This window comes from Pseudomonas fontis (assembly GCF_028656955.1).
Classification (GTDB): domain Bacteria; phylum Pseudomonadota; class Gammaproteobacteria; order Pseudomonadales; family Pseudomonadaceae; genus Aquipseudomonas; species Aquipseudomonas fontis.
This window is the reverse complement of record NZ_JAMDGY010000020.1, coordinates 31,978-52,268: the sequence shown is the minus strand read 5'-3', so window position 1 is coordinate 52,268 and position 20,291 is coordinate 31,978. Positions and strand designations below refer to the sequence as shown.

Below are 20,291 nucleotides of genomic sequence, written 5' to 3'. Positions count from 1 at the left end.
GTCCGAGTTGTTTGAACGGTCGCGCACAAAGATCTAAAGCTAAGATCAAAGCCAAAGCCAAAGCCAAAGCCAAAGCCAAAGCCAAAGCCAAAGCCAACGGCTTCGCGATTATTTGTTTGAGGACTTCCCCTGAAACCGATCAACCCCAACCGTCGACAACTCCTGCGCTTCGCCGCAGCCGTACCCGCCCTGGCCCTCCTGGCCAGCCTCCCCGGTTGCAGCCGCCACCCACGCATCGACGCAACCTTCCTCCAGCTGTGGAAAAGCCACTTCCAACTCAGCCGCCAGCAATGGACCGAACGCATGGCCGCCATGCGCGAACTCGGCTGCAAGGAAGTGCTCCTGCAATGGGTAGGCCTGATCAACGGCAATGAACCCGACTGGCTACTGCCCGACGCCGTGATGCAAACCATCCTCGACACCGCCGACGAACAAGGCATGCACGTACGCATCGGCCTGCCCTACGACAACGGCTGGTGGCAGGCCCTCTCGGCCCAGGACGAACCCACCCAGGCCGCCTTCTTCACCCGCTCGCTGCAAGGCGCAACCCGCTACATGCAGGAGGCCCGCTGGTCCCGGCACAAGCGCTTCAGCGGCTGGTACATCCCCTACGAACTCGAGCAGTACCACTGGGCCGACACCGCCCGCCAGCAACGCCTCGGCGACTGGCTCGCGGCGCTGTCCGAAGCCTCGCAACAGGCCGGCCACGGCACCCCGGCAATCTCCACCTACTTCAGCAAGCTGGAAACCCAAGGCACGCTGGTCCAGCTCTGGCAAACCCTGCTCGACCGCACACAACTGCGGCCCATGGTCCAGGACGGGGTAGGGGTGGCCGGTTGGCCAAATATTCAGGCGATCGAACCGCTGCTGCTTTACCTGCGCCAACGCCAGGTGAAGTTCGATGTGGTGGTCGAGCTGTTCGAGCAACTGCCCTCGGAGAAGAACGACGGCACCGACTTCAAGGCCCGCTCCGCCGACTACCGACGCGTCAATCGCCAGCTGGAATGGGCCGAGACCACCGGCGCCGATCAGGTCGTGGCCTTCGCCGTCGACCCCTGGGCGCTGGGCAGCGACCCGCAAGCCAAGAGCCTGCGCCGCGAATGGCTGAAGTCGCGAGGCTAGGGCCTAGAGCGCACGCCCGATGATCTCGCGCATGATCTCGCTGGTTCCACCAAAGATGCGCAACGCCCGCGCATCGGCCCAGGCCCGGCCGATGCCGTACTCACTGGTGTAGCCATAGCCACCAAACAGCTGAAGCAGGTCATCAAGGATCTGCCCCTGCATCTCGGTAGCATTGAGCTTGGCCATGGCGGCAACCACCGGGTCCAGCTCGCCTGCAATCAACTGGCGCACGCAGTCATCGAGGAACACCCGCAACATGGTCAGCTTCGCCTGGGCATCGGCCAGGATGAAGCGGCTGTTCTGGAAGTCGATGACCCGCTTGCCGAACACCTTGCGCCCACGGGTGTAGTCCTTGGCCTGTGCCAGCATGCCCTCGGTGTGCGCCGCCGCGCGCAAGGCAATCGCCAGGCGCTCGCGGGACAGCTCACGGCCCAGGTATTCAAAGCCGGCATTCTCTTCACCCAGCAGGCAGTCGGCTGGCACCCGCACGTCATCGAAGAACAGCTCGCAAGTGTCCTGCGCATGCTGGCCGACTTTACGGAGCGCCGGGCCCTTGTTGAACCCGGCCAGGCCTTCCTCGACGCAGAACAGCGACAAGCCCCGGGCACCGAGGTCGGGCTCGGTGCTGGCAACCACGATCACCAGCCCGGCGTTCACGCCGTTGGTGATGAAGGTTTTCTGCCCGCTCAGTACATAGTGATCGCCATCGCGCACGGCACGGGTGCGGATCGCCTTGAGATCGCTGCCAGCCCCCGGCTCGGTCATGGCGATGGCGCCGATCACCTCGCCACTGGCCATGGCCGGCAGCCAGCGGGCCTTTTGCGCGTCACTGCCAAGCCCGAGGATGTACGGCGCGACCATGTCCGAATGGATCGAGAAGCCGATCCCCAGGCAGTTGGCCCGCGCCAGTTCCTCGATCACCACCACGGCATGGCCGAAGTCACCGTCCGCGCCATAGGGCGCCGGCAAGGCCGAGTTCAACAGGCCCTGCGCACCGGCTTCACGCCACAACTCGCGCGGCGTTGTGCCGGCCGCTTCCCATGCCTCGTAGTGCGGCAGGATGCGTTCGCTGATGAAGCGCTGTACCTGATCGCGAAACAGCAGGTGGTCGTCGCGGAAGATCGTGCGCATGGCGGGCCTATTGAGTGTAGGTATCGGTGCGGCTCATCTCGCCGCGCAACACGGGCTTGGCCGCGCTGCCGGTCAGGAACAGCACGTAGTGATCGCCCGGCTGCAACTGCGGCAACGGCCATGCCTTGGCTTGTGCAGTGCCGCAGCCGGCACTGAGCGAGGCGGTGACCGGGTTGATCGAACGGGCAACGGTGCTGGCCGGTTTTACGTCAGCGAACAGCACCGGGCCGTCGGCGGCGACTTTCAGCTGGCCCAGGGCGCAACCGCTGGCCAGGTTGTAGAAGCGCAGCTCGGCCTTGAGTGCATCCTCGTTGCTCGCGCCTTCCTTGATCAGCACCAGTTTGTCAGCCTGGGCCAGCACCGTGTTGAAGCTGTCCGGCACCACGCTGAGCTGGCCGATGGGTTGGCCATTCACGCTGATGGCAAAGCTCTCGCCGCCTTTGACGATGGCGTAGCTGCTGGCCACTTTCGACGGGCCAAGGGTCTGCACGCTGCCGTCGGCAACCTGCACCTTGATCGGTTTTGCATCCGGGTTCAGCACCCGCACAAAGGCCGAGCCGGCCGGTGGGCGCGGCGCATAGAGTTGCGCCAGGACGCCTTCGGCCTGGGCGCCGCCAGACAGGCAGGCCCCCAGCAACAGGGCGGCACGCAGGATTGGGGTGGGTTTCATGCAGTCTCCTTGGTGCGCTGTTTGCGCGCGTCGAAATACAGCGCTTCCAGGCGCTTGCGATCGATCTTATCGGATGCGGTGGTGGGGAACAGCCCGCAGGCGAGCAGTTCCGACGGAATCATGTAGCTCGGCACCTGGGTTGCCAACTGCTGTTTCCAGTCGGCAAGGCTGGCCGGTAGCGGACCAAGGATAGCGGGGGGCAGCGAATTTGCTGTTTCGACAAAGCCGATCATGCGCACCAGGGTGCCGTCCGGTCGGCGCAGCGCCACGCTTGCCGCCGCGCGGATACCCGGCAGGCTGGCCAGCGCGGCGTCCACTTCGCCCAGCTCGATACGGTAGCCATGCAGCTTGATCTGGTCGTCGCGCCGGCCATGGAAGTACACCAGGCCATCGGCGTCGATTGCGGCCAGGTCGCCGCTGCGGTAGGCGCGTTTGCCGTTGTGCAGGAACAGGCTCTGCGCGGTCAGGTCCGGGCGGTTCAGGTAGCCGCGCATGACATGGTCGCCGGCGATGCACAGCTCGCCGTCCTCAAGAAACAGCTCGGCATACGGCTTGGCGCGGCCGATGGACAGCGGGCGCGCGCTGCCGTCCAGTGGCGGCAGGATCTCTACCCAGGTGGTCGAGCAGGTGGCTTCGGTCGGGCCGTAGGAGTTGATGATGCGCGCCTCGGGGAAGCGCGCCCACAACTGCTCGGCCATCTGCGCCGACAGCGACTCGGCGCCGAACACGAATACCCGCAGGTCAGGCAGGTGGGCCTGGTCGAAGGTGTCGTTGAGGAACTGCTGGCGGACGAACGAGGGGGTCGAGGCCCAGACCTGGACGCGGCTGTCGGCCAGGTAGCGGACAAAATCGTCAGGGGCGGCGATGGTCTCGCGCGGGCACAGTACGCATTGCCCACCCAGGGCCAAGGCGCCGCACAGGTCGAACAGCGAGAAGTCGAAGCTGAACAGCATCTGGTTCATGAACACCGGGCGTTCGCCCAGGCCCAGGCAATCGCCAATCCAGCCGGCGAACAAGGCCACGCTGTCGCGGCCGATCTGCACGCCTTTCGGCTCGCCGGTGCTGCCGGAGGTGAACATGACATAGGCCAGGTCTGCCTCGGCCAGCGGCTCGGGCGACGCCGCACCTGCGCTGAAGGCGTCCTGCGCGGCGTCGTAGCAGCAGCGGGCGCGTACCAGGTCGGTGATGCGCTGCAGGCGCTCTGCCGGGTTGATGCTGTCCACCGGCACATAGGCCACGCCCAGTTCCAGGCAGCCGAGCATCGCCACGACGAATTCGATCTGCTTGTGCCCGCTGATCACCAGCGCGTCACCTGCGCTGATGCCAGCAGCCTGTGCGCGCAGCTTCCACGCTGCCGTGGCATCACGCAGCGCGGCCCAGCTGATCTGGCGTTGGGCATCGCGCAGGGCCGGGGCCTCGGGGGCTTGATCGAGGTCGGCAAAGGTGGCGTGGGCAAAATCGAAATACATGGCGATTACCTCGGCAAACGGTGGCCTCAGGCGGCCTGATGAGCCGCGACGAAGTCGGCCAAGGCTTTCAGCGATTCCAGGTGCTCGTCGATCTCGGTCGGCGGCACTTTGCAGCCGAACTCTCGCTGCACGGCCAGTACGATATCGACGGCGGTCAACGAGTCGATCAGGCCGGACTCGATCAGCAGGTCATCTTCGCCGACGGGGGTGAGGATGACGCTTTCGATGATCTCGGCCAGCTTGTTTTTGAGGGCTTGATTGCTCACGGTAGTTGCTCCGGTAATAGGTCAGAACTGGAAGTAGAGGAAGCGCGCTTCCTTGTGCAGGTTCATCAGGCACAGCAGCAACAGCAGCACCATGATCACCAGCCATTTCAATGTCGGTGCCCAGCGCAGCAGCGCCGGGCCGGTCAGTTGTGCCCGTGCCAGTGCTGGCGAAAACGCGCCCATTATCTGGTGCGAGTTGGGCAGGCACCAGGCCACGGCAAGCACGGCCAGCACATGGAAGGTTTCCAGGTGGCGGCCCATGAACAGGCGCCAGGCGTCGGCCCAGGCTATGTCGGCCGGGTAGAGGATGGTCGGCAGCGGGCCCAGGCCGCGCAAGCCGAACATGCCTTCGACCAGCAGCAGCGCTTCCTGGGTATTCGCCGCGCGGAAGAACGCCTGGGCGACGATCACTGCCGCGAACGTCAGCAGCACATAGCCGGCTTTTTTCAGCCAGTGCGGCTGCTGCTTGGCACCGGCCGTGCGGCCGACCACGAAGATGCGCCAGGTATGGTTGATCGACAGGTACGCGGCATGCAGCAGGCCGAAGATCAGGAACTGCAACCCGGCGCCGTGCCAGATACCGGCCAGGCCCATGGTGAAGGCGGTCGGCAGCATGATGGTGGCGGCGAACCCGCCCGGGCTCGACACGCCCTGGGTGCCCACCGGCAGGTTGCGTTTGCTGCGCCAGTTGGACACGGCCATGGCCACCGGGTAATAGAGGTAGGCGGTCAGGTAGCGGGTCAGGGTAATGTGCCAGCGCGCCCAGAAGTCGATGATGCTGCTGGCCTTGTATGGCGAGTTGAAGTTCAGCGGGAAGCGGATACCGAACATCTTCGCCAGGCCCAAGGCCATGTCCGAGTAGCCGGAGAAGTCGAAGTACAGTTGCAGCGCATAGGCGATGCCGGTTCCCCAGGCCGCCCAGAAGCCCAGCTCACCGGGTTGCGCGAAGCCGGCATCGGCGTAGCCGGCGATCGGGTCGGCCAGCAGCACTTTCTTCGCCAGGCCGATGACGAACAGCATGCCGCCGACACTGAGGTTTTCCGCGCGGAAGCGGTAGTTATCGCGCTGGGCGAACTGCGGCATCATTTCCTTGTGATGCAGGATCGGCCCGGCGATCAGGTGCGGGAAGAAGGTCACGAACAGCACATAGCTGAGCAGGCTGCGCTCCTTGACGATGCCGGCGCGGCAGTCCAGCAGGTAGCCGATCTGGGTGAAGGTGAAGAACGAGATGCCCAGCGGCAGCAGGATATCGTCCACCCGGCCGCTGCCCAGGCCCCAGTCGTGGGCAAAGTTCACCAGGGTCACGAAGTACTTGTAGTGGAACAGCAGCGCCAGGTCTGCCGCCACCCCTAAGGTGGCCACCAGCAACTGCAGGCGTGCGCGCCCGGACAGGTTGAGGATGATCTGGCTGATCACGTAGTTGAAGGCAATCGAGCCCACCAGCAACAGTACGAACTGCGGGTTCCACCAGCCATAGAACACCAGCGAGGTGACGCACAGCCACACGGCCGCCAGGCGCAGGCTGGTGGCCGCGATCAGGTAATGCGCCGCCAGGGTCAGCGGCAGGAACAGCAGCAGGAACAGATAGGAGTTAAAGAGCATGGTCGGCCTGCTTGTCAGGGAGCGTGGCCAGCACGGCCTGTTCGTCGGCGGTCAGCGGCAGGGACAGGGCCATTTCGGAGAACTCCCAGATCACCAGCTTGAGCGTGGCAGGCCAGCGTTCGCGCTTGTTCAATGCGCCGACCAGTGCACCGGAGAACTGCCCGCCATCCAGGCTCTGGTTCCATACCTGCTGGCCGAGGTTACGGCCCAGGCGTTCGGCGAATTCACTGCGTCGACCGTTGGAGCTGCCGGCGAGCAGCACTTGCACGGCGGGGGTGTCGTCCAGCAGGCCGCCGCTGCGGATCGGTTCGATCTGCACCGGGGCGGCAGTGTCCAGCGCCGGGCGCCAGGCAGCGGGCGCATGTTCGAGGCCGGCGAGGCTGATCAGGTCACCCAGGCGCGGCTCAACCGGGCCAGGCGCAGATTCGCTATAGGCTTGGCTGCCTTTGCCGCCCAATAGCTCCAGCGCGCGGCTGGCGACGGCAGCGGCCGCCGCCTGTGCGCCGACCGCCGTCATGTGCACATCGGTGTGGAAGAAGCGCGGCGCCTCGCCCTGGGCCAGCACCGGCGCAAGGTCGACGTAAGGCACGTTGGCCTGGCGCAGCGCGGCCTGCCAGTGGTCAAGCCGGGCACTCAGCTGCGCGCTCTGTTGCAGGCCACACAGGGCCTGGCCCTGAATGCGCGACTTGTCCGGCACCGCTACCAGCAACACTTGCAGGCCATCGCCACGCAGCGCCTCGACCCAATGCTGCATCAGGCGCAGGCGCGCCTCGTAGGCACCGTGCACGCCCGGCTGGGCGCGCAAGCCGTCGCGGTAGAACAGCCAGCCCGGGCAACCCTGCACCACCTGCGTACCGAGGTCGCCAAACAGGCGATAACGCAGCGCTGCGCTGAGGGTGTCGGCGTCGCCTTGCAGCGCCGGTTGCAGGGCCGCGCCCAGCACCTTGCCAGCCTGGCCATCGAGCCACGCTTCAGGCTTGAGCTGCGCCGGTTCGACCTTCGAGCGCAGCAGCATCCACACACCGCACGCCTGGGCGATCAGCAACAGGGCGATCACCACGGCGGCGTAGGTGCGGTGCGACGGGCTGGGCGGCTGTTCCACGTTGGCCATCGATCAGTGTCCGATGGCGTTGCGCAGGCGTGTGCGCCAGGCGTCTGCGCTCATGATCGAGGCGTTGTCCCACAGGCCGGTGGCTTGCGGGCCCTGGGCGTAGGTTGGCTCGAACATCTGCCACACCAGCACCTGCGGCGGGTTCTGCTTGAAGTCGGCCGACTCGAGGTATTCCAGCAGCATGATCCACTGGCCGACGTTGCCTGGCTTCCAGTTCACCGATACCGGGCGGTCCAGGGCGTTGGAGAGTTTTTGCGGGTAGCCGAAGTACGGCTGCACCATGCTGTGCCCGGTCACGTGGACAGGTGCCGGAGCGGCATCGAGCAGGCCGCCGGCTGCGGCCTGGCGGCGCACGGTAAAGGTTTCGCGGCCGGTCTGCTTGCGTTGCTCAGGGGTGAGGAAGCGTTCGGCCAGGTCGCCGAAACGGCGTTCCTTGAACTCGCTGCCCAGCGTCATGCCGCTGCCGGCAGTGCCCTTGAGCGACGGTACGTCGCGCTTGATCTGCTCGGCGGTGGCCACGGCGGTGGCGTCGGCGGCCGGCTGGGTCCAGTGCTGGTCGGTGCGGTAGAACACTTCTTGCCCGGCCTTCTTCACCTGGGCGAGTACGGCGGCATCGTCGAACGCCGGGATGCCGGCCTTGCGCAGCGAACCGAGGATTGTCTGGTAGCGTTGCTGCACCTGCGGGCTGAGGCTTTTGCCGGCTGGCAGCTTGTCCTGGTAGAACAGGGTCTTGTCCGGCAGCACCAGCACTTGCAGCTGCACTTGGCGCGCGGCCAGTGCCTGCTGGGCATCCTTGATCAGTTGGGTGGAAGCCTCGATGCCGCGGCTGTCGACCTCGGTCAGGCTGCCCCAACCCGGGAACAGCCAGCCGTCGTTGCCGCGGATCACGATCGACGAATCGTCGGCCTGCGCGGCCGTGAACGACAAGCCCAGCGAGGCGATCAGCAAGGCCGTGCCCAGGCGCTTGAAGGTCGGTACAAACAGGGTTGATAAGGTCATGGTGAAAGTCCTTTTAGTACGACAGCGTCAGGTTCATGAACAGCCCCTTGGCCCGCTCGGTGGCGCCGCCACCAATCGGGAAGCGGTACTGTACAGACCAGTCGAGGTAGGAGCGCGGTGTGTTGTAGTGGTCTTCGCGAAACCAGTAGCGCAGGTTCACGCCGGGGCCGACGCCCATGGACCAGGAAGTGGCATCACGCGTGAGCGACCACTGGTCGATGCCGCTGAGGTCGATCAGGTCGGTCTTGGCGAAATCAAGATCAGTCGCCCGGTCTTTCTGGCGGATCCAGTCCGCTGCGCCGACGACGTACGGGTAAACCACCAGGTTAGGGCTCAATGCGTCGATACGGAAGCTGCGGCCCACGCGCAGCTCACCACTGAGGAAGGTTTGCTGGCGCTTGAGGCGACCGTTGGATTCGGCCAGTTCACGTGTCGGTTTGCTGCCGTTGACGTCGTAGGCGGTAAATTTCGCGGCGTTGTCTTCCCAGGCGTAGCCGAGCTGGGTGTAGCCTTCCATGGTGAACCAGCTGCGCTCATCGCGGCGCAGCTCGGTGCCCTTGTAGAAACCGTAGGTGATGTACGACAGCCAGCCGCCGGCGCTGCTACCCAGCTTGTAGCGGGTGAGCATGCCGTTGATGTCCGGGTCCCTGGCCGAGTTGGCGGCCTGGATGCGTTGCTGGATTTCGCATTGATCGTTGCGTGAAGCGGGATACACCGTGCCTTCACGGGTGCCCGAGCCGAGGAAGAAGCGTCTTTCCAGGCCGAAGCTGAAGCCGGTGTCGGAGAGCATGTAGCGCACGCCCAGCGCGCCGATGGTGCTCGGTACCCCGGCTACCGAGCTGGAGCCGTTGGTGCGGTCGTCCTTGGCACGGGTGTCGGCAATCGAGGAGCCGCTGCACGGGTCGATGACGTTCTGCGATTCGAACTCGCCGCCTTCGTCATACAGCGTATTGGTCAGGCGTCCGTAGACCTCAAGCATGCCGCGCTGATTGTTGAGCTGGGTCGGCCGCCAGAACAGTTCGGCCGTGCTGAACACCGCATCCCCCGAGGTACTCAGGCCAGCACCGGCAACCGTAGTGGTCGGCCGCGCGCCCCGGTAACCCAGGGACATCGTCGCGCCCCATTCGCGGTCCAGCCCGGCAATGGCGTTGCGTGTGTTGTAGCGTTGCTGGTCGTCGAGGTCGAGCGTGCCGGCATCATCCATGTCGATGGCATGGCGCAGTTGACGCACGGCCGCCGGGTTGTCACCCATGGCCGACAGCGCATAGGCCTCGTCGAGGATCGCCGTGGGCGGCGCGTTGCCGGTATCGCGGGCCGCGCGAAAATCCTGGCGGGCGCGGGCCGGCTGGCCGGTGCGCTGGCGCAGGTAGCCGCGCTGCATCAGCAGGTTGGCATCGCTGGGCGAGCGGGCGATGGCATCGGACAGGCGCTGCTCGGCCTCGGCGGCCTGCTGGCTGTTGCCGGCGGCCAGTGCGGTGGTCAGCAGGCGCTGGAAATCGAGGTTGTCCGGCGCCTGTTCGACCGCCGTGCGGGCTTGGCGGATGGCTTCCTGGTAGTCCTGCCGGGCATAGGCGGCATAGGCTTCGGTCGCAGGGCCGGCCGGGCCCGACGCGGCGTCGGCGGGCAGCAGTTCGCACTGGGTGCCGTAGGGCGTGTCCTGGCAGGACTGCTGCGGCGCCGGGTAGCTGCTCAGGGTCAGCGCGGCGCTCGGGCGGCTGGCTTTCTTGGCTGCCGCCAGGCGCTGGAGCACGGCCGTGTCGGCCACATCCATCGGCGCCAACAGCTCATTGGCGCGGGCCTTGTCGCCGCGTGCCAGCGCCGCATCCACGGCGATCAGGCGCACGTTGCGCAGTTGTTCTTCGTCAAGCCAATCCTGGGCCAGGGCCGTGTCGAAGTCGGCGCGGGCGCTGTTGGACTTGCCCTGGAACTCACGCAGGTAGCCGCGCATCACCCACATCACGGTGCTTTCGTCGTCCTGCTCCAGCGCCGCGCTGGCGGCCTGTTCGGCCATGCCCGGCTGGTTGTCGAGCAGCAGCGAGGTGACCAGCAGCAGGCGATGGCTGGCGATGTCCGGGGCCAGGCCGACGGCTTCGCGGGCAAGCACCACGGCGTCGCCTGGGCGGTTGGCGATCAGCGCCTGGTAGGCCAGTTCGGCCGGACGCACGGCCATGCGCCGTTTCAGGGTCTGGCGACGCGCATCGAGGTCATTGCCATTGGGCGCGCCGAGGGCCATGGCGGTGCCGGCTGCGCGTTCGGCCTCGGCCCATTTTTGCTGGGCTTCAAGGGCGTCCAGCCAGAGCAGGGCCCATGGCCCCTGGCTCGGGTCGGCGCGAAAAGCCTTTTCGGCATCGCGCTCGGCCGCCGGCATATCACCTGCGTTGTACGCCGCATAGCCTTTGGTGGCCAACGGGAAACCACGGCGATACGCCGCCGAGGTGGTGGCTGCGGCGCTGCTGCGCGGGGTGCTTTGCAGGTTGCTAACGGCGGCGCGCAGGCCCGGATCGTTGACGCCGCGCTTGAGCGCCGTTTGCGCGGCTTGGCGGGCTTCGCTGGTGCGCCCGAGCTTCTGCAAGGTATAGACCTTGAGCAGGTTCAGCCGGGCAACCTCGGGGCGCAGCTTCAACGCCGCATTCACCTGGCTCAGGGCATCCCGATAGCGGCCGTTTTCGTAGCTGCGGTAGGCCTGGTCCGCTTGCTGCCAGGCTTCGCCTTCCAGTGCGGCTTCGGCCGCAACGGCCTGTACCGGCAGGGCCAGTAACGAGGTGCTGCAGCAAAGGGCGGCGGTGAGCAGGAGGGCGTGGGTATTCGTCGTCATGACAGGGCAGGGGACCGTTGTTCAGTTTCAGCGAGCGGCGCGGGGGCGTTGTCCTTCTGGAAGGAGATCGCTTCGTTCAGGGTGGCTTCGTCCAGGTAGCCGTGCTCGAGCAGGATCTGCCCCAGTGGCTTGTGTTCCACGGCTTGCGCTTCCAGGGCCTTGGCCAGCGAGGCCTCGTCGATGGCGCGCCAGGACATCAGCAGGTCGCCCAGGCGCAGGCGCTGCTGGGTGAGCTGATCGGCCGAGGGGAAGTCGTGCATGGTCTTGTCCCACACCAGTTGCTTGCCGAGGAACAGGTAGCCCAGGTACAGGCGCCAGGCGCGGGCGGCGGCCATGGCGTTGATGAAGTTGCCGATGATCATCCGTGGCGCCGACAGCAGCGCATGTTCCCAGCCATACAGGCGGCCGACGAAATAACCCCGCTGGAGGATGCGCAGGCTCAGCAGCACGGTGTTCGCCCACATCAGGTCGAGCAGGCCGTTGCTCGGCTTGAAGGCCGACGGGAAGAAGGTGGTCCACAGGCCGCTCGCGCTCAAGACCATGAACACCAGGTGCTGGAACAGCAGCACGTAGGCCAGGATCGCGATAAAGGAGGTAATCAGGCCCTTGCGGTCACGGAACAGCAGGTACTTGGTGGCCAGCGAACCGGCCCAGCCGACCTGGCTCCAGCCCTGCAAGCCGATGCCCAGGGTCCAGCGGGCCTTCTGCCGGTAGGCGGTGCGGAAGGTGTCGGGGAAGTATTCGCGCACGCCCAGCGGCATGTGCACGGCGACCATCTTCTCCTGGCCGTGACCGAACCAGGTGGTACGGCGCGCTACATAGTCCACCGGGAACTTGCCGAAGATCTGCTTCATGCCGCGCCGCGCCAGGCGCGTGCCGATGTCGTAGTCCTCGGTGAGGGTGTCGGTGTTGAACGGCTGGTTGTCGGTTTCGGCCGACAGCTCCAGCAGGGCATGACGCGAGAAACAGGTGCCGACGCCGGCCGAGGGGACCATGCGCGACATGCTTTCGCGCACCACCAGGTCCTTGGTGTGCCATTCGGCGAACTCGTCCATGTAGGTGCCGGCCACCAGTTCGTACCAGTCCCGTTCCAGCGAGGTCACCGGTAACTGGATGAAGTCGATGCGCGGCAGCAGGTAGTTGAAGTAGTGCAGTTCCAGGTGGTGCAGCACGTCTTCGCTGTCGTGCAGGATGGCCCCGGCGAAGGGCTCGGGCTGGCTCTTCTCGTGGGCGAAGATCGCCTGGATGATCCAGTTCAGGCAGTCGGCCTTGCAGGTCGGGCCGTCGTGGGGCACTTCGACGCGAATCAGCTGCTTGTAGCGCCGACGCATGCGCTCGACTTCGTCGATGGTGCGCGCATCGTTGCAGTAGGTGCCGACGAAGATGAAGTAGTTCTTGTACTCCAGCGAGCCGACCATGTTCTCCAGCATTGGCGCGATCACGTCGTATTCCAGCCAGGCCGGGATCATGATCGCCAGCGGCTGCTCGCGTTTGGCGCGCAACTGTTCGGCGGTCAGCGGCTGGTAGCGCCGGCGCTTGACCAGCAGGCGCCGGTAGAGCTGGCGCACCCAGTACCAGGCGTCGATGAACAGGTCATCCAGGCTCGACAGCAGGATCAACACGCCCACAACCGCAGTCACGATCTCGAGACCGCGGTAGTAGTCCGCCAGCAGGTAGGGCAGGTAGAGCGAGGACATGATCGGTTCGCCTGCGCCCTACTTGCCTTTGTGCTTGAGGCGGCTGCGGCGGGCCAACACACCCAGTACCAACAGCAGCAAGAGGACGGCCGCGAACACCGGCAGCGCCCACACCAGGTAGGTGCGCCATTGGTGGAACGGCGTCGCGCCCAGGTTCAGCTCGGGGTCAGTGGTGTCGACCCAGGTCAGCGGGCCGGCAGCGCCCAGCACCACGGCGTTGCCGCGGGTCAGCACGAAGGCGTCCTGTGGAACTACCGGCTGTTCGCCCAGGGCGTACCAGAGCACGCCCTGCTGGCCAGCGGACTCGACTACCGAGATGGCGCTGAGGCCTTGCGGGCCTTGCACGTCGACGGCGATCTTGTCGTCGCCATGTGCGCGCAGGCGCTCGGCGGCTTCGACGTCGATCAGCGGCTTGGCGCCTTGCAGCGGCACTTGCAGGGCCAGGAACGGCTTGGAAGGTTTATAGGTTTGCGTGCCATCGGTCAGGGTCAGCTCGGCGTTCACCGGCGAGATCGACGCGGCGGTGGCCAGGCGGATGATCTGGCGCAGGTTGGCGGCGGGTTGCTCCAGTGCCACGTTGGCCACGATCACCTGGGCATTGCCGGCCAGCAGCGGCAGCAAGCCGACGAAGGTGCCGTCGGGTTCGGCGCTGGCGGCTTGCAGGTAGCTGCTCGGTAGTACGTTCACCGGGTAGCCCTGGGGGATTTCAGCGCAGTCCGGCGACACCGGCTGGCGCTGGAAGCGCACTTGCAGGGTGTTGCTCACGCCCAGGGCATAGCCGGGGACGCGGGCGCTGAGGCGTTCAGCCTGGCCGTTGGCGTCGAGTTGCTTGGCGTTGAGCAGCACACCGTTCCAGATCACCGAGGCCACCGGGCGGGTGGCCGAGGCGCCGGGGGCGGCGGACAGGTCAAACACCACTTCACCCGGCATGCGCCCGTTCACCGACACCGCGCTGAGCGGGAAGGTGGCGGTCCACTCGCCACGGGTCACCACGTCGAAGGTGGTGTGGCTGCCGCCCAGCGTGCTCAGGCGCAGGTGGTCTTTATTGCTCAGTGCGCCGCCGGAGGCGTGCACGATGGCCTGGCGCGAGGTCAGCACATTGCGCCACTGCGTGTCGAGCAGGCCGGAGGCCTTGGCACCCGCGTCGCCGGCCAGGGCGATGACGGCCCGGTGACCGAGGCTGGCCAGTTGCACCTGCTGGCTGAGCAGGGGCTTGCCGGCCAGCGATGCATGGCGGCTGCGCCAGTCGGCAAATGCCTTGAGCGCTTCAGGGTCGTCGCGCAGCTGCTCGGCCAGGGCATCCAGTGCGCTGTTGATCTGCCCGGTCAGGGCGCTGTCGGCAATGGCCAGATCGGCGCGCGTGGCAGGGGCATCGAGCACCAGCAAGGCGCCCAGTTCGGCGGCGTTGCTCAGGGTGTAGCTGCCTTCGCCAGCCAGCGCGGCAAAGGCCGGCACACTGTTGAGGCCAGTAGGCACGCTGAAACCGCTGCGCTTGATGGCGTCACCAACCGCAGGCAGTGCACGTACCTGGGTGCGTTTACCTGCGCGCTCCAGGGCTACGCCCAGGCGCCAGGCGCTGTCAAAACTGCTGCTGTCGAGCTTGCCCGCGGCGATCAGGATCACCGGCTTGCCTGGCAGGGTGTTCCAGGCATCGCTCAGCTGGGTAAGCGCCGCCAGCGGGTAGCGGTAGCTCAGTTGGGTGCTCGGCAGCAGGGTGAAGATGTTCGCCGTCTGGCGATTCGGCTCGCACAGGCGCTGCTGGCCGTTCGGCGAGCTCCAGTCGAGGCTGAAGTGCACAAAGCCGTTGGCGTGCCCACGGGCCTCAACCGGCAGCGTGCGGCTGATCTTGCCGGCCTCGTCGCTGACCCGTTGGGCGAGCAGGGGGCGGCCGTCGACGGCCATCTTCAGGGTAGGTGCGATGGCTTCGCCCCTGATGAAGTCGCCGCGCACCTCGATCACTGCCTCGCTCAACGCCACGCCCTTGGGCACCGGCAGGAAGAACGCCTGGTGGTTGTCGCTCTGGTCGAGCACCACCGGGTTGGTAATGCCCAGCTCTGCCAGCGATACGCTGCGCGTCACCCAGTCGTCCTGAGCCAGCGTACGCAAGGCGTCGCTGCTAGGCGAGGCGTGGGCCGTCAATGGCAGGGCGAACGGGGCGAGCAGCAGCGCGTGCTGGAAAAGGCGAGTGCAGTGCATACGAGTCAAAAATCTGTCCAGTGAGTTGGAAAAGTGACGGCAGCAGTCATTCACCACCTCGATTTATCGAGATGCTATGAGAGGAAGCCTTTTTATCTAAGGAAAAATCGGCGGCGAGCGTAGCGGGTTGACACAAATTCCGTGTGAATACCCAGCCATCGCGTGGCGACGGGGCGGACTGTGTAGTATTAGTACGCCACGTGTCAAGATTTGGTCGCTATTAAACGCATTGACGCGACATTTGGCCGCGTATGGTTTTTTGGTGACGTTTTTTTGACTTATCGTATTTCCTACACGTTTCGACGTGTTTAATCTGGCCTCGGTCACGCCTCGCAGGGCGAACTCGACAGGCGGGCGGCCTTGTCGGGCAGTGCTGTTTGAGTGCTGGCCTACCTTTATTGGCAGGTAAGGCAGGCCTTGGAGCGTATGCAGGTTGCCTGTGGCCGGATTGCCAGCCTCGCCACGTGCGCGGCGGATGCAATTTGTGCCCCGCTCCGCTAGGATTAGCGGTCTTTGGTCAATCTATTCGACGGTTTTCGATGAGTTATCAGGTTCTTGCACGTAAATGGCGTCCGCGCTCGTTCCGCGAAATGGTCGGCCAGACCCATGTGCTCAAGGCCCTGATCAACGCGCTGGACAACCAGCGCCTGCACCATGCCTATCTATTCACCGGTACCCGCGGCGTGGGCAAGACCACCATCGCGCGGATCATCGCCAAGTGCGTCAACTGCGAAACCGGTATCACCTCGACACCCTGCGGCACCTGTTCGGTGTGCCGGGAGATCGACGAAGGCCGCTTCGTCGACCTGATCGAGATCGACGCCGCGAGCCGCACCAAGGTCGAAGACACCCGCGAACTGCTCGACAACGTGCAGTACGCCCCGAGCCGCGGGCGCTTCAAGGTCTACCTGATCGACGAAGTGCACATGCTCTCCAGCCACTCGTTCAACGCCCTGTTGAAGACCCTGGAAGAACCGCCGCCCTACGTGAAGTTCATTCTCGCGACGACCGATCCGCAGAAACTTCCTGCAACTATTTTGTCGCGCTGCCTGCAGTTCTCGCTGAAGAACATGACCCCGGAGCGGGTAGTCGAGCACCTGAGCCATGTACTCGGGGTCGAGAACGTGCCGTTCGAAGACGATGCGCTGTGGCTGCTGGGCCGCGCTGCTGATGGTTCGATGCGCGATGCCATGAGCCTGACCGACCAGGCGATCGCCTTCGGTGAAGGCAAGGTGCTGGCGGCGGATGTGCGGGCAATGCTCGGCACGCTCGACCACGGCCAGGTCTACGGCGTACTTCAGGCGTTGCTTGAAGGTGATGCGCGGGCCTTGCTTGAAGCGGTGCGCCACCTGGCCGAGCAGGGCCCGGACTGGAACGGCGTGCTCTCGGAAATACTCAACGTGCTGCACCGTGTGGCCATTGCTCAGGCCCTGCCTGAGGCAGTCGACAACGGCCAAGGCGATCGTGACCGAGTGCTGGCGCTGGCCCAGGCGTTGCCGGCCGAAGACGTGCAGTTCTATTACCAGATGGGCCTGATCGGCCGCCGCGACCTGCCGCTGGCACCGGAGCCGCGCGGCGGCTTCGAGATGGTTCTGCTGCGGATGCTGGCGTTCCGCCCGGCGGACACCAGCAACGCACCGATACCGGCGCTAAAGCCAGTGGGGATCAGCCAGGCCACAGCTGATTCCCCGGCAGCGGTGGCCCCGGTCACCGTCGCTGCGCCAGTGGTTGCGCCCGCGCCCGTTGTTGAGTCTGAGCCCGAGCCCGAGCCCGTATCGGTGGTTGTGCCTGAGCCCGAACCCGCGCCGGTACAGCAGCGTGCTCCTGAGCCTGAGCCCGTGGTGGCCGAGCCGGAAGTTGACCTGCCGTGGAACGAGCCCAGTGCACCGCTTGCGGCAGATCCTGAGCCCGAGCCAGTGGCAGCACCTGAGGTGGTTGCCCCTGTTGCCGTTGAGGCGCCAGCGATCCCGCATCACGAGGAGCCGCCAGCTGAAGACATCAGCTACAGCCCGGCCGGTATGGATCGCGACGACGAACCACCGCTGGACGAAGACTATTACGATGCTGAAATCGACCCGGTCGGTTACAGCTACCTGGATGAGCTGGCCAGCGAGAGCGTGGCGGAGCCTGTCGCCGAACCTGAGCCGGAGCCTGCCGCGCAGCCGGCCACGGGGCTGGCCCTGCAATGGCTGGAATTGTTCCCGCAGTTGTCGATTTCCGGGATGACCGGCAATATCGCGGCCAACTGTACCCTGATGGCGGTTGAAGGGGACCACTGGCTGCTGCACCTGGACCCGAACCACAGTGCCTTGTTCAACGCCACCCAGCAGCGGCGCCTGAATGACGCGCTGAACCAGGCCGTAGGGCGTACCCTGAGCCTGACCATCGAGCTGATTCGCCCGGAGCAGGAAACCCCGGCCCAGGCGGCGTCACGCAAGCGTGCCAACCGTCAGCGTGAAGCGGAAGCGTCGATTGAAAACGATCCGTTCATCCAGCAGATGATCAAGCAGTTCGGCGCCACCGTGCGCCACGATAGTATTGAACCTGTGGATGCCCTGGTCAGCCAGGGCGAATAACCGAATACCCTTGCGCCGGGCTTGAGCCGTGGCGCACCCCGTAACGTGATACCGAGGTGATTCCCATGATGAAAGGTGGCATGGCCGGCCTGATGAAGCAGGCACAGCAGATGCAGGAAAAAATGGCCAAGATGCAGGAAGAGCTGGCCAACGCCGAAGTGACCGGCCAATCCGGCGCCGGCCTGGTCAGCGTGGTCATGACCGGTCGTCATGACGTCAAGCGCATCAGCCTGGACGACAGCCTGATGCAGGAAGACAAGGAAGTACTGGAAGACCTGATCGCCGCTGCCGTCAACGACGCCGTGCGCAAGGTCGAGGCGAACAGCCAGGATAAAATGGGCGGCATGACCGCTGGCATGCAGCTGCCACCAGGCTTCAAGATGCCGTTCTAAGACGACACCTGTTTGACCTACGGTGGGAGCGCAGCTGTGAAGCTGTTTGCTCCCATCGTCGTTTCTTGTCCAACATTTGCAATTTCAGGCCTTTGACCATGAGCTTCAGCCCACTGATTCGCCAACTGATCGACGCCTTGCGCATTTTGCCCGGTGTCGGCCAGAAAACCGCCCAGCGCATGGCCTTGCAACTGCTTGAGCGCGACCGCAGCGGGGGTGTGCGCCTGGCCCAGGCCCTGACCCAGGCCATGGAAGGGGTTGGCCATTGCCGCCAGTGCCGTACGCTGACCGAGCAGGAACTCTGCCCGCAGTGCTCCGACCCGCGCCGTGACGACACCTTGCTGTGTGTGGTCGAGGGGCCGATGGATGTGTATGCGGTGGAGCAGACCGGTTATCGCGGGCGCTACTTTGTGCTCAAGGGGCACTTGTCGCCGCTGGATGGTCTGGGGCCTGAGGCGATTGGCATTCCGCAATTGATGACGCGGATTGCCGAGCAGGGCAGTTTTACCGAGGTGATCCTGGCGACCAACCCTACCGTGGAAGGGGAGGCGACGGCGCACTATATCGCCCAGTTGTTGGTCGACAAGGGTCTGGTGGCTTCGCGGATCGCCCATGGCGTGCCGCTGGGTGGTGAGCTGGAGCTGGTCGATGGCGGGACGCTGGCGCATTCCTTTGCCGGGCGCAGGCCGATCTCGCTGTGACCTGAGAGCTTCTGTAGCCGCTGCCGTCAGGCTGTGCTGGAGCCCGAGAGGGCTCCCAAAGGCGGCGCCTGCTATGCAGGCGAGCGCAGCCTCACGGCAGCGGCTACCCTCGCCAGCAATGGGGTGCGAAGCACCCCTGGCTTCAAGTTCAACGCTCGCTGAGCGAGAACTCGGTCAGGCAGAACGTAGGAATCCTGGCGTCCTGCAACTTCTGCGAACCCCCCAGCTCCGGCAGATCAATGATCGCCGCCGCCTCAAACACCTCAGCCCCCATGCGACGCACCAGGTTGGCCGCTGCCAGCAGCGTACCGCCGGTGGCAATCAGGTCATCGAAGATCAGGATCGCATCGCCTTCACACAGGCTGTCGGCGTGCACTTCCAGGAAGGCCTCGCCGTACTCGGTCTGGTAACCCTCGGACAGCACGTCAGCTGGCAGCTTGCCCTGCTTGCGGAACAGGATCAGCGGCTTGTTCAGTTGGTGGGCCACGATCGAGCCGATCAGGAAGCCGCGCGCATCCATCGCGCCGATATGGCTGAATTCAGCCTCGACATAGCGTTCGATGAATTGGTCGGCGACATAGCGCAGGCCCCGTGGCGACTGGAACAACGGGGTGATGTCACGGAAGATCACGCCTGGCTTGGGGAAGTCCGGTACCGGGCGGATCAGGGATTTGAGGTCGAAGCTGTCGCTATGCATGGGGCGGGTATCCTGAAGAACAAACGTCGGCAGTATACCCGCTGTCAGCGATTTCAGCTCTCCGCCGAACCACCCGCCAGGGCGCACAGCTGGATCGGATCGATGATCCGCACTTCCTTGCCTTCCGCCTCGATCAAGCCGTTCTGCTGGAAGCGGGTGAACACCCGCGACACGGTTTCCACCGCCAGGCCCAGGTAGTTGCCGATCTCGTTGCGCGACATGCTCAGGCGGAACTGGTTGGCCGAATAACCCCGGGCACGGAAGCGCGCCGACAGGTTGACCAGGAAGGTGGCAATACGCTCGTCGGCGGTCTTCTTCGACAACAACAGCATCATTTGCTGGTCGTCACGGATCTCCCGGCTCATCACGCGCATCAGCTGGCGACGCAGCTGTGGCAGCTGTACCGACAGCTCGTCCAGGCGCTCGAAGGGGATTTCGCAAACGGAAGTTGTTTCCTGCGCCTGCGCCGAAACCGGGTAGGCCTCGGTGTCCATGCCGGACAGGCCGACCAGCTCGCTGGGCAGGTGGAAGCCGGTGATCTGCTCTTCACCGCTGTCGCTCAGGCTGAAGGTTTTCAGGGCGCCGGAACGCACCGCGTAAACGGAGCCGAAATTGTCACCCTGCCGGAAGAGGAACTCGCCTTTTTTCAGCGGTCGCCCGCGTTTGACGATGTCATCCAGTGCATCCATGTCTTCTAGGTTCAGTGACAGAGGCAGGCACAGTGGCGCCAGGCTGCAATCCTTGCAGTGGGCCTGGTTGTGAGGGCGCAGTTTAACTGGCTCGGACATTTCTTCGATCCTTGTGGGAAAGCACACATAAGCCGTAAGGGTACAGCAGTCACCCCGGC

General features: G+C 65.0%; 15 protein-coding genes and 1 pseudogene. 4 read left to right on the top strand and 12 right to left on the bottom strand.

Going from position 1 to position 20,291, the window contains the following annotated elements:
• The first annotated feature begins 129 nt into the window (after positions 1-129).
• Complete coding sequence (locus M5G11_RS07560) at positions 130-1,122, top strand: DUF4434 domain-containing protein (protein ID WP_337994921.1); 993 nt, start codon at positions 130-132, stop codon at positions 1,120-1,122.
• Positions 1,123-1,125: 3 nt separating this feature from the next.
• On the opposite strand, the gene M5G11_RS07555 is transcribed toward M5G11_RS07560, so the two are convergent.
• From M5G11_RS07555 to M5G11_RS07510, 10 genes and pseudogenes are all read right to left on the bottom strand, one after another.
• Positions 1,126-2,253 carry an acyl-CoA dehydrogenase family protein gene (locus M5G11_RS07555; protein WP_273911126.1) on the bottom strand — a complete coding sequence of 376 codons (1,128 nt, stop codon included), beginning with the start codon at positions 2,251-2,253 and terminating at the stop codon, positions 1,126-1,128.
• A 7-nt stretch (positions 2,254-2,260) separates the two neighbouring features.
• The gene (locus tag M5G11_RS07550) at positions 2,261-2,923 is read right to left on the bottom strand and encodes an alginate O-acetyltransferase AlgF (protein ID WP_273911127.1); all 663 of its coding nucleotides are present in this window, start codon (positions 2,921-2,923) and stop codon (positions 2,261-2,263) included.
• Positions 2,920-4,392 (bottom strand): AMP-binding protein, encoded by a 1,473-nt coding sequence (locus M5G11_RS07545; RefSeq protein ID WP_273911128.1) that lies wholly within the window; start codon positions 4,390-4,392, stop codon positions 2,920-2,922. Before M5G11_RS07545 ends, M5G11_RS07550 begins: the two co-directional genes overlap by 4 nt.
• Positions 4,393-4,418: 26 nt before the next feature.
• Positions 4,419-4,658, bottom strand: a complete 240-nt coding sequence (locus M5G11_RS07540) for an acyl carrier protein (RefSeq protein ID WP_273911129.1) — start codon at positions 4,656-4,658, stop codon at positions 4,419-4,421.
• A gap of 21 nt (positions 4,659-4,679) precedes the next feature.
• Positions 4,680-6,260 carry an MBOAT family O-acyltransferase gene (locus tag M5G11_RS07535; protein ID WP_273911130.1) on the bottom strand — a complete coding sequence of 527 codons (1,581 nt, stop codon included), beginning with the start codon at positions 6,258-6,260 and terminating at the stop codon, positions 4,680-4,682.
• The gene (locus tag M5G11_RS07530) at positions 6,250-7,371 is read right to left on the bottom strand and encodes an alginate O-acetyltransferase AlgX-related protein (protein WP_273911131.1); all 1,122 of its coding nucleotides are present in this window, start codon (positions 7,369-7,371) and stop codon (positions 6,250-6,252) included. The genes M5G11_RS07535 and M5G11_RS07530 overlap by 11 nt, the downstream gene beginning before the upstream one ends.
• Before the next feature lie 3 nt (positions 7,372-7,374).
• Positions 7,375-8,370: an alginate O-acetyltransferase AlgX-related protein gene (locus tag M5G11_RS07525; RefSeq protein ID WP_273911132.1), complete on the bottom strand. Its 996-nt coding sequence runs from the start codon at positions 8,368-8,370 to the stop codon at positions 7,375-7,377.
• Between the two features lie 13 nt (positions 8,371-8,383).
• Positions 8,384-11,185, bottom strand: coding sequence for an NfrA family protein (locus M5G11_RS07520; RefSeq protein ID WP_273911133.1), 2,802 nt, complete (start codon positions 11,183-11,185; stop codon positions 8,384-8,386).
• A 50-nt stretch (positions 11,186-11,235) separates the two neighbouring features.
• A pseudogene (locus M5G11_RS07515) lies at positions 11,236-12,882 on the bottom strand (glycosyl transferase family protein); the annotation flags it as partial.
• An 18-nt stretch (positions 12,883-12,900) separates the two neighbouring features.
• Positions 12,901-15,087: a hypothetical protein gene (locus M5G11_RS07510; protein ID WP_273911134.1), complete on the bottom strand. Its 2,187-nt coding sequence runs from the start codon at positions 15,085-15,087 to the stop codon at positions 12,901-12,903.
• 530 nt (positions 15,088-15,617) lie between these two features.
• On the opposite strand from M5G11_RS07510, the gene dnaX reads away from it, so the two are divergent.
• The 3 genes from dnaX (at position 15,618) to recR (ending at position 18,747) form a co-directional block, all read left to right on the top strand.
• Positions 15,618-17,654, top strand: a complete 2,037-nt coding sequence (gene dnaX / locus M5G11_RS07505) for a DNA polymerase III subunit gamma/tau (RefSeq protein ID WP_273911135.1) — start codon at positions 15,618-15,620, stop codon at positions 17,652-17,654.
• Between the two features lie 65 nt (positions 17,655-17,719).
• Complete coding sequence (locus M5G11_RS07500) at positions 17,720-18,046, top strand: YbaB/EbfC family nucleoid-associated protein (protein ID WP_273911136.1); 327 nt, start codon at positions 17,720-17,722, stop codon at positions 18,044-18,046.
• Between the two features lie 98 nt (positions 18,047-18,144).
• Positions 18,145-18,747, top strand: a complete 603-nt coding sequence (gene recR / locus M5G11_RS07495; RefSeq protein WP_273911137.1) for a recombination mediator RecR — start codon at positions 18,145-18,147, stop codon at positions 18,745-18,747.
• 148 nt (positions 18,748-18,895) lie between these two features.
• Here recR and M5G11_RS07490 read toward each other — a convergent pair whose 3' ends face one another.
• On the bottom strand, positions 18,896-19,444 hold the full coding sequence (locus tag M5G11_RS07490; protein ID WP_273911138.1) for an adenine phosphoribosyltransferase: 549 nt from the start codon (positions 19,442-19,444) through the stop codon (positions 18,896-18,898).
• Between the two features lie 53 nt (positions 19,445-19,497).
• Entirely contained in the window at positions 19,498-20,232 is a 735-nt protein-coding gene (fnrA, locus tag M5G11_RS07485; protein ID WP_273911139.1) for a Crp/Fnr family transcriptional regulator FnrA, read from the bottom strand.
• Between the last annotated feature and the right edge of the window lie 59 nt (positions 20,233-20,291).

Bases quoted from the DNA above. Each gene is read 5' to 3' on its own strand.
- M5G11_RS07555 (WP_273911126.1), bottom strand. From the start codon at position 2,253: ATGCGCACGATCTTCCGCGACGACCACCTGCTGTTTCGCGATCAGGTA.
- M5G11_RS07550 (WP_273911127.1), bottom strand. From the start codon at position 2,923: ATGAAACCCACCCCAATCCTGCGTGCCGCCCTGTTGCTGGGGGCCTGC.
- M5G11_RS07545 (WP_273911128.1), bottom strand. From the start codon at position 4,392: ATGTATTTCGATTTTGCCCACGCCACCTTTGCCGACCTCGATCAAGCC.
- M5G11_RS07535 (WP_273911130.1), bottom strand. From the start codon at position 6,260: ATGCTCTTTAACTCCTATCTGTTCCTGCTGCTGTTCCTGCCGCTGACC.
- M5G11_RS07530 (WP_273911131.1), bottom strand. From the start codon at position 7,371: ATGGCCAACGTGGAACAGCCGCCCAGCCCGTCGCACCGCACCTACGCC.
- M5G11_RS07525 (WP_273911132.1), bottom strand. From the start codon at position 8,370: ATGACCTTATCAACCCTGTTTGTACCGACCTTCAAGCGCCTGGGCACG.
- M5G11_RS07520 (WP_273911133.1), bottom strand. From the start codon at position 11,185: ATGACGACGAATACCCACGCCCTCCTGCTCACCGCCGCCCTTTGCTGC.
- dnaX (WP_273911135.1), top strand. From the start codon at position 15,618: ATGAGTTATCAGGTTCTTGCACGTAAATGGCGTCCGCGCTCGTTCCGC.
- M5G11_RS07500 (WP_273911136.1), top strand. From the start codon at position 17,720: ATGATGAAAGGTGGCATGGCCGGCCTGATGAAGCAGGCACAGCAGATG.
- recR (WP_273911137.1), top strand. From the start codon at position 18,145: ATGAGCTTCAGCCCACTGATTCGCCAACTGATCGACGCCTTGCGCATT.
- M5G11_RS07490 (WP_273911138.1), bottom strand. From the start codon at position 19,444: ATGCATAGCGACAGCTTCGACCTCAAATCCCTGATCCGCCCGGTACCG.
- fnrA (WP_273911139.1), bottom strand. From the start codon at position 20,232: ATGTCCGAGCCAGTTAAACTGCGCCCTCACAACCAGGCCCACTGCAAG.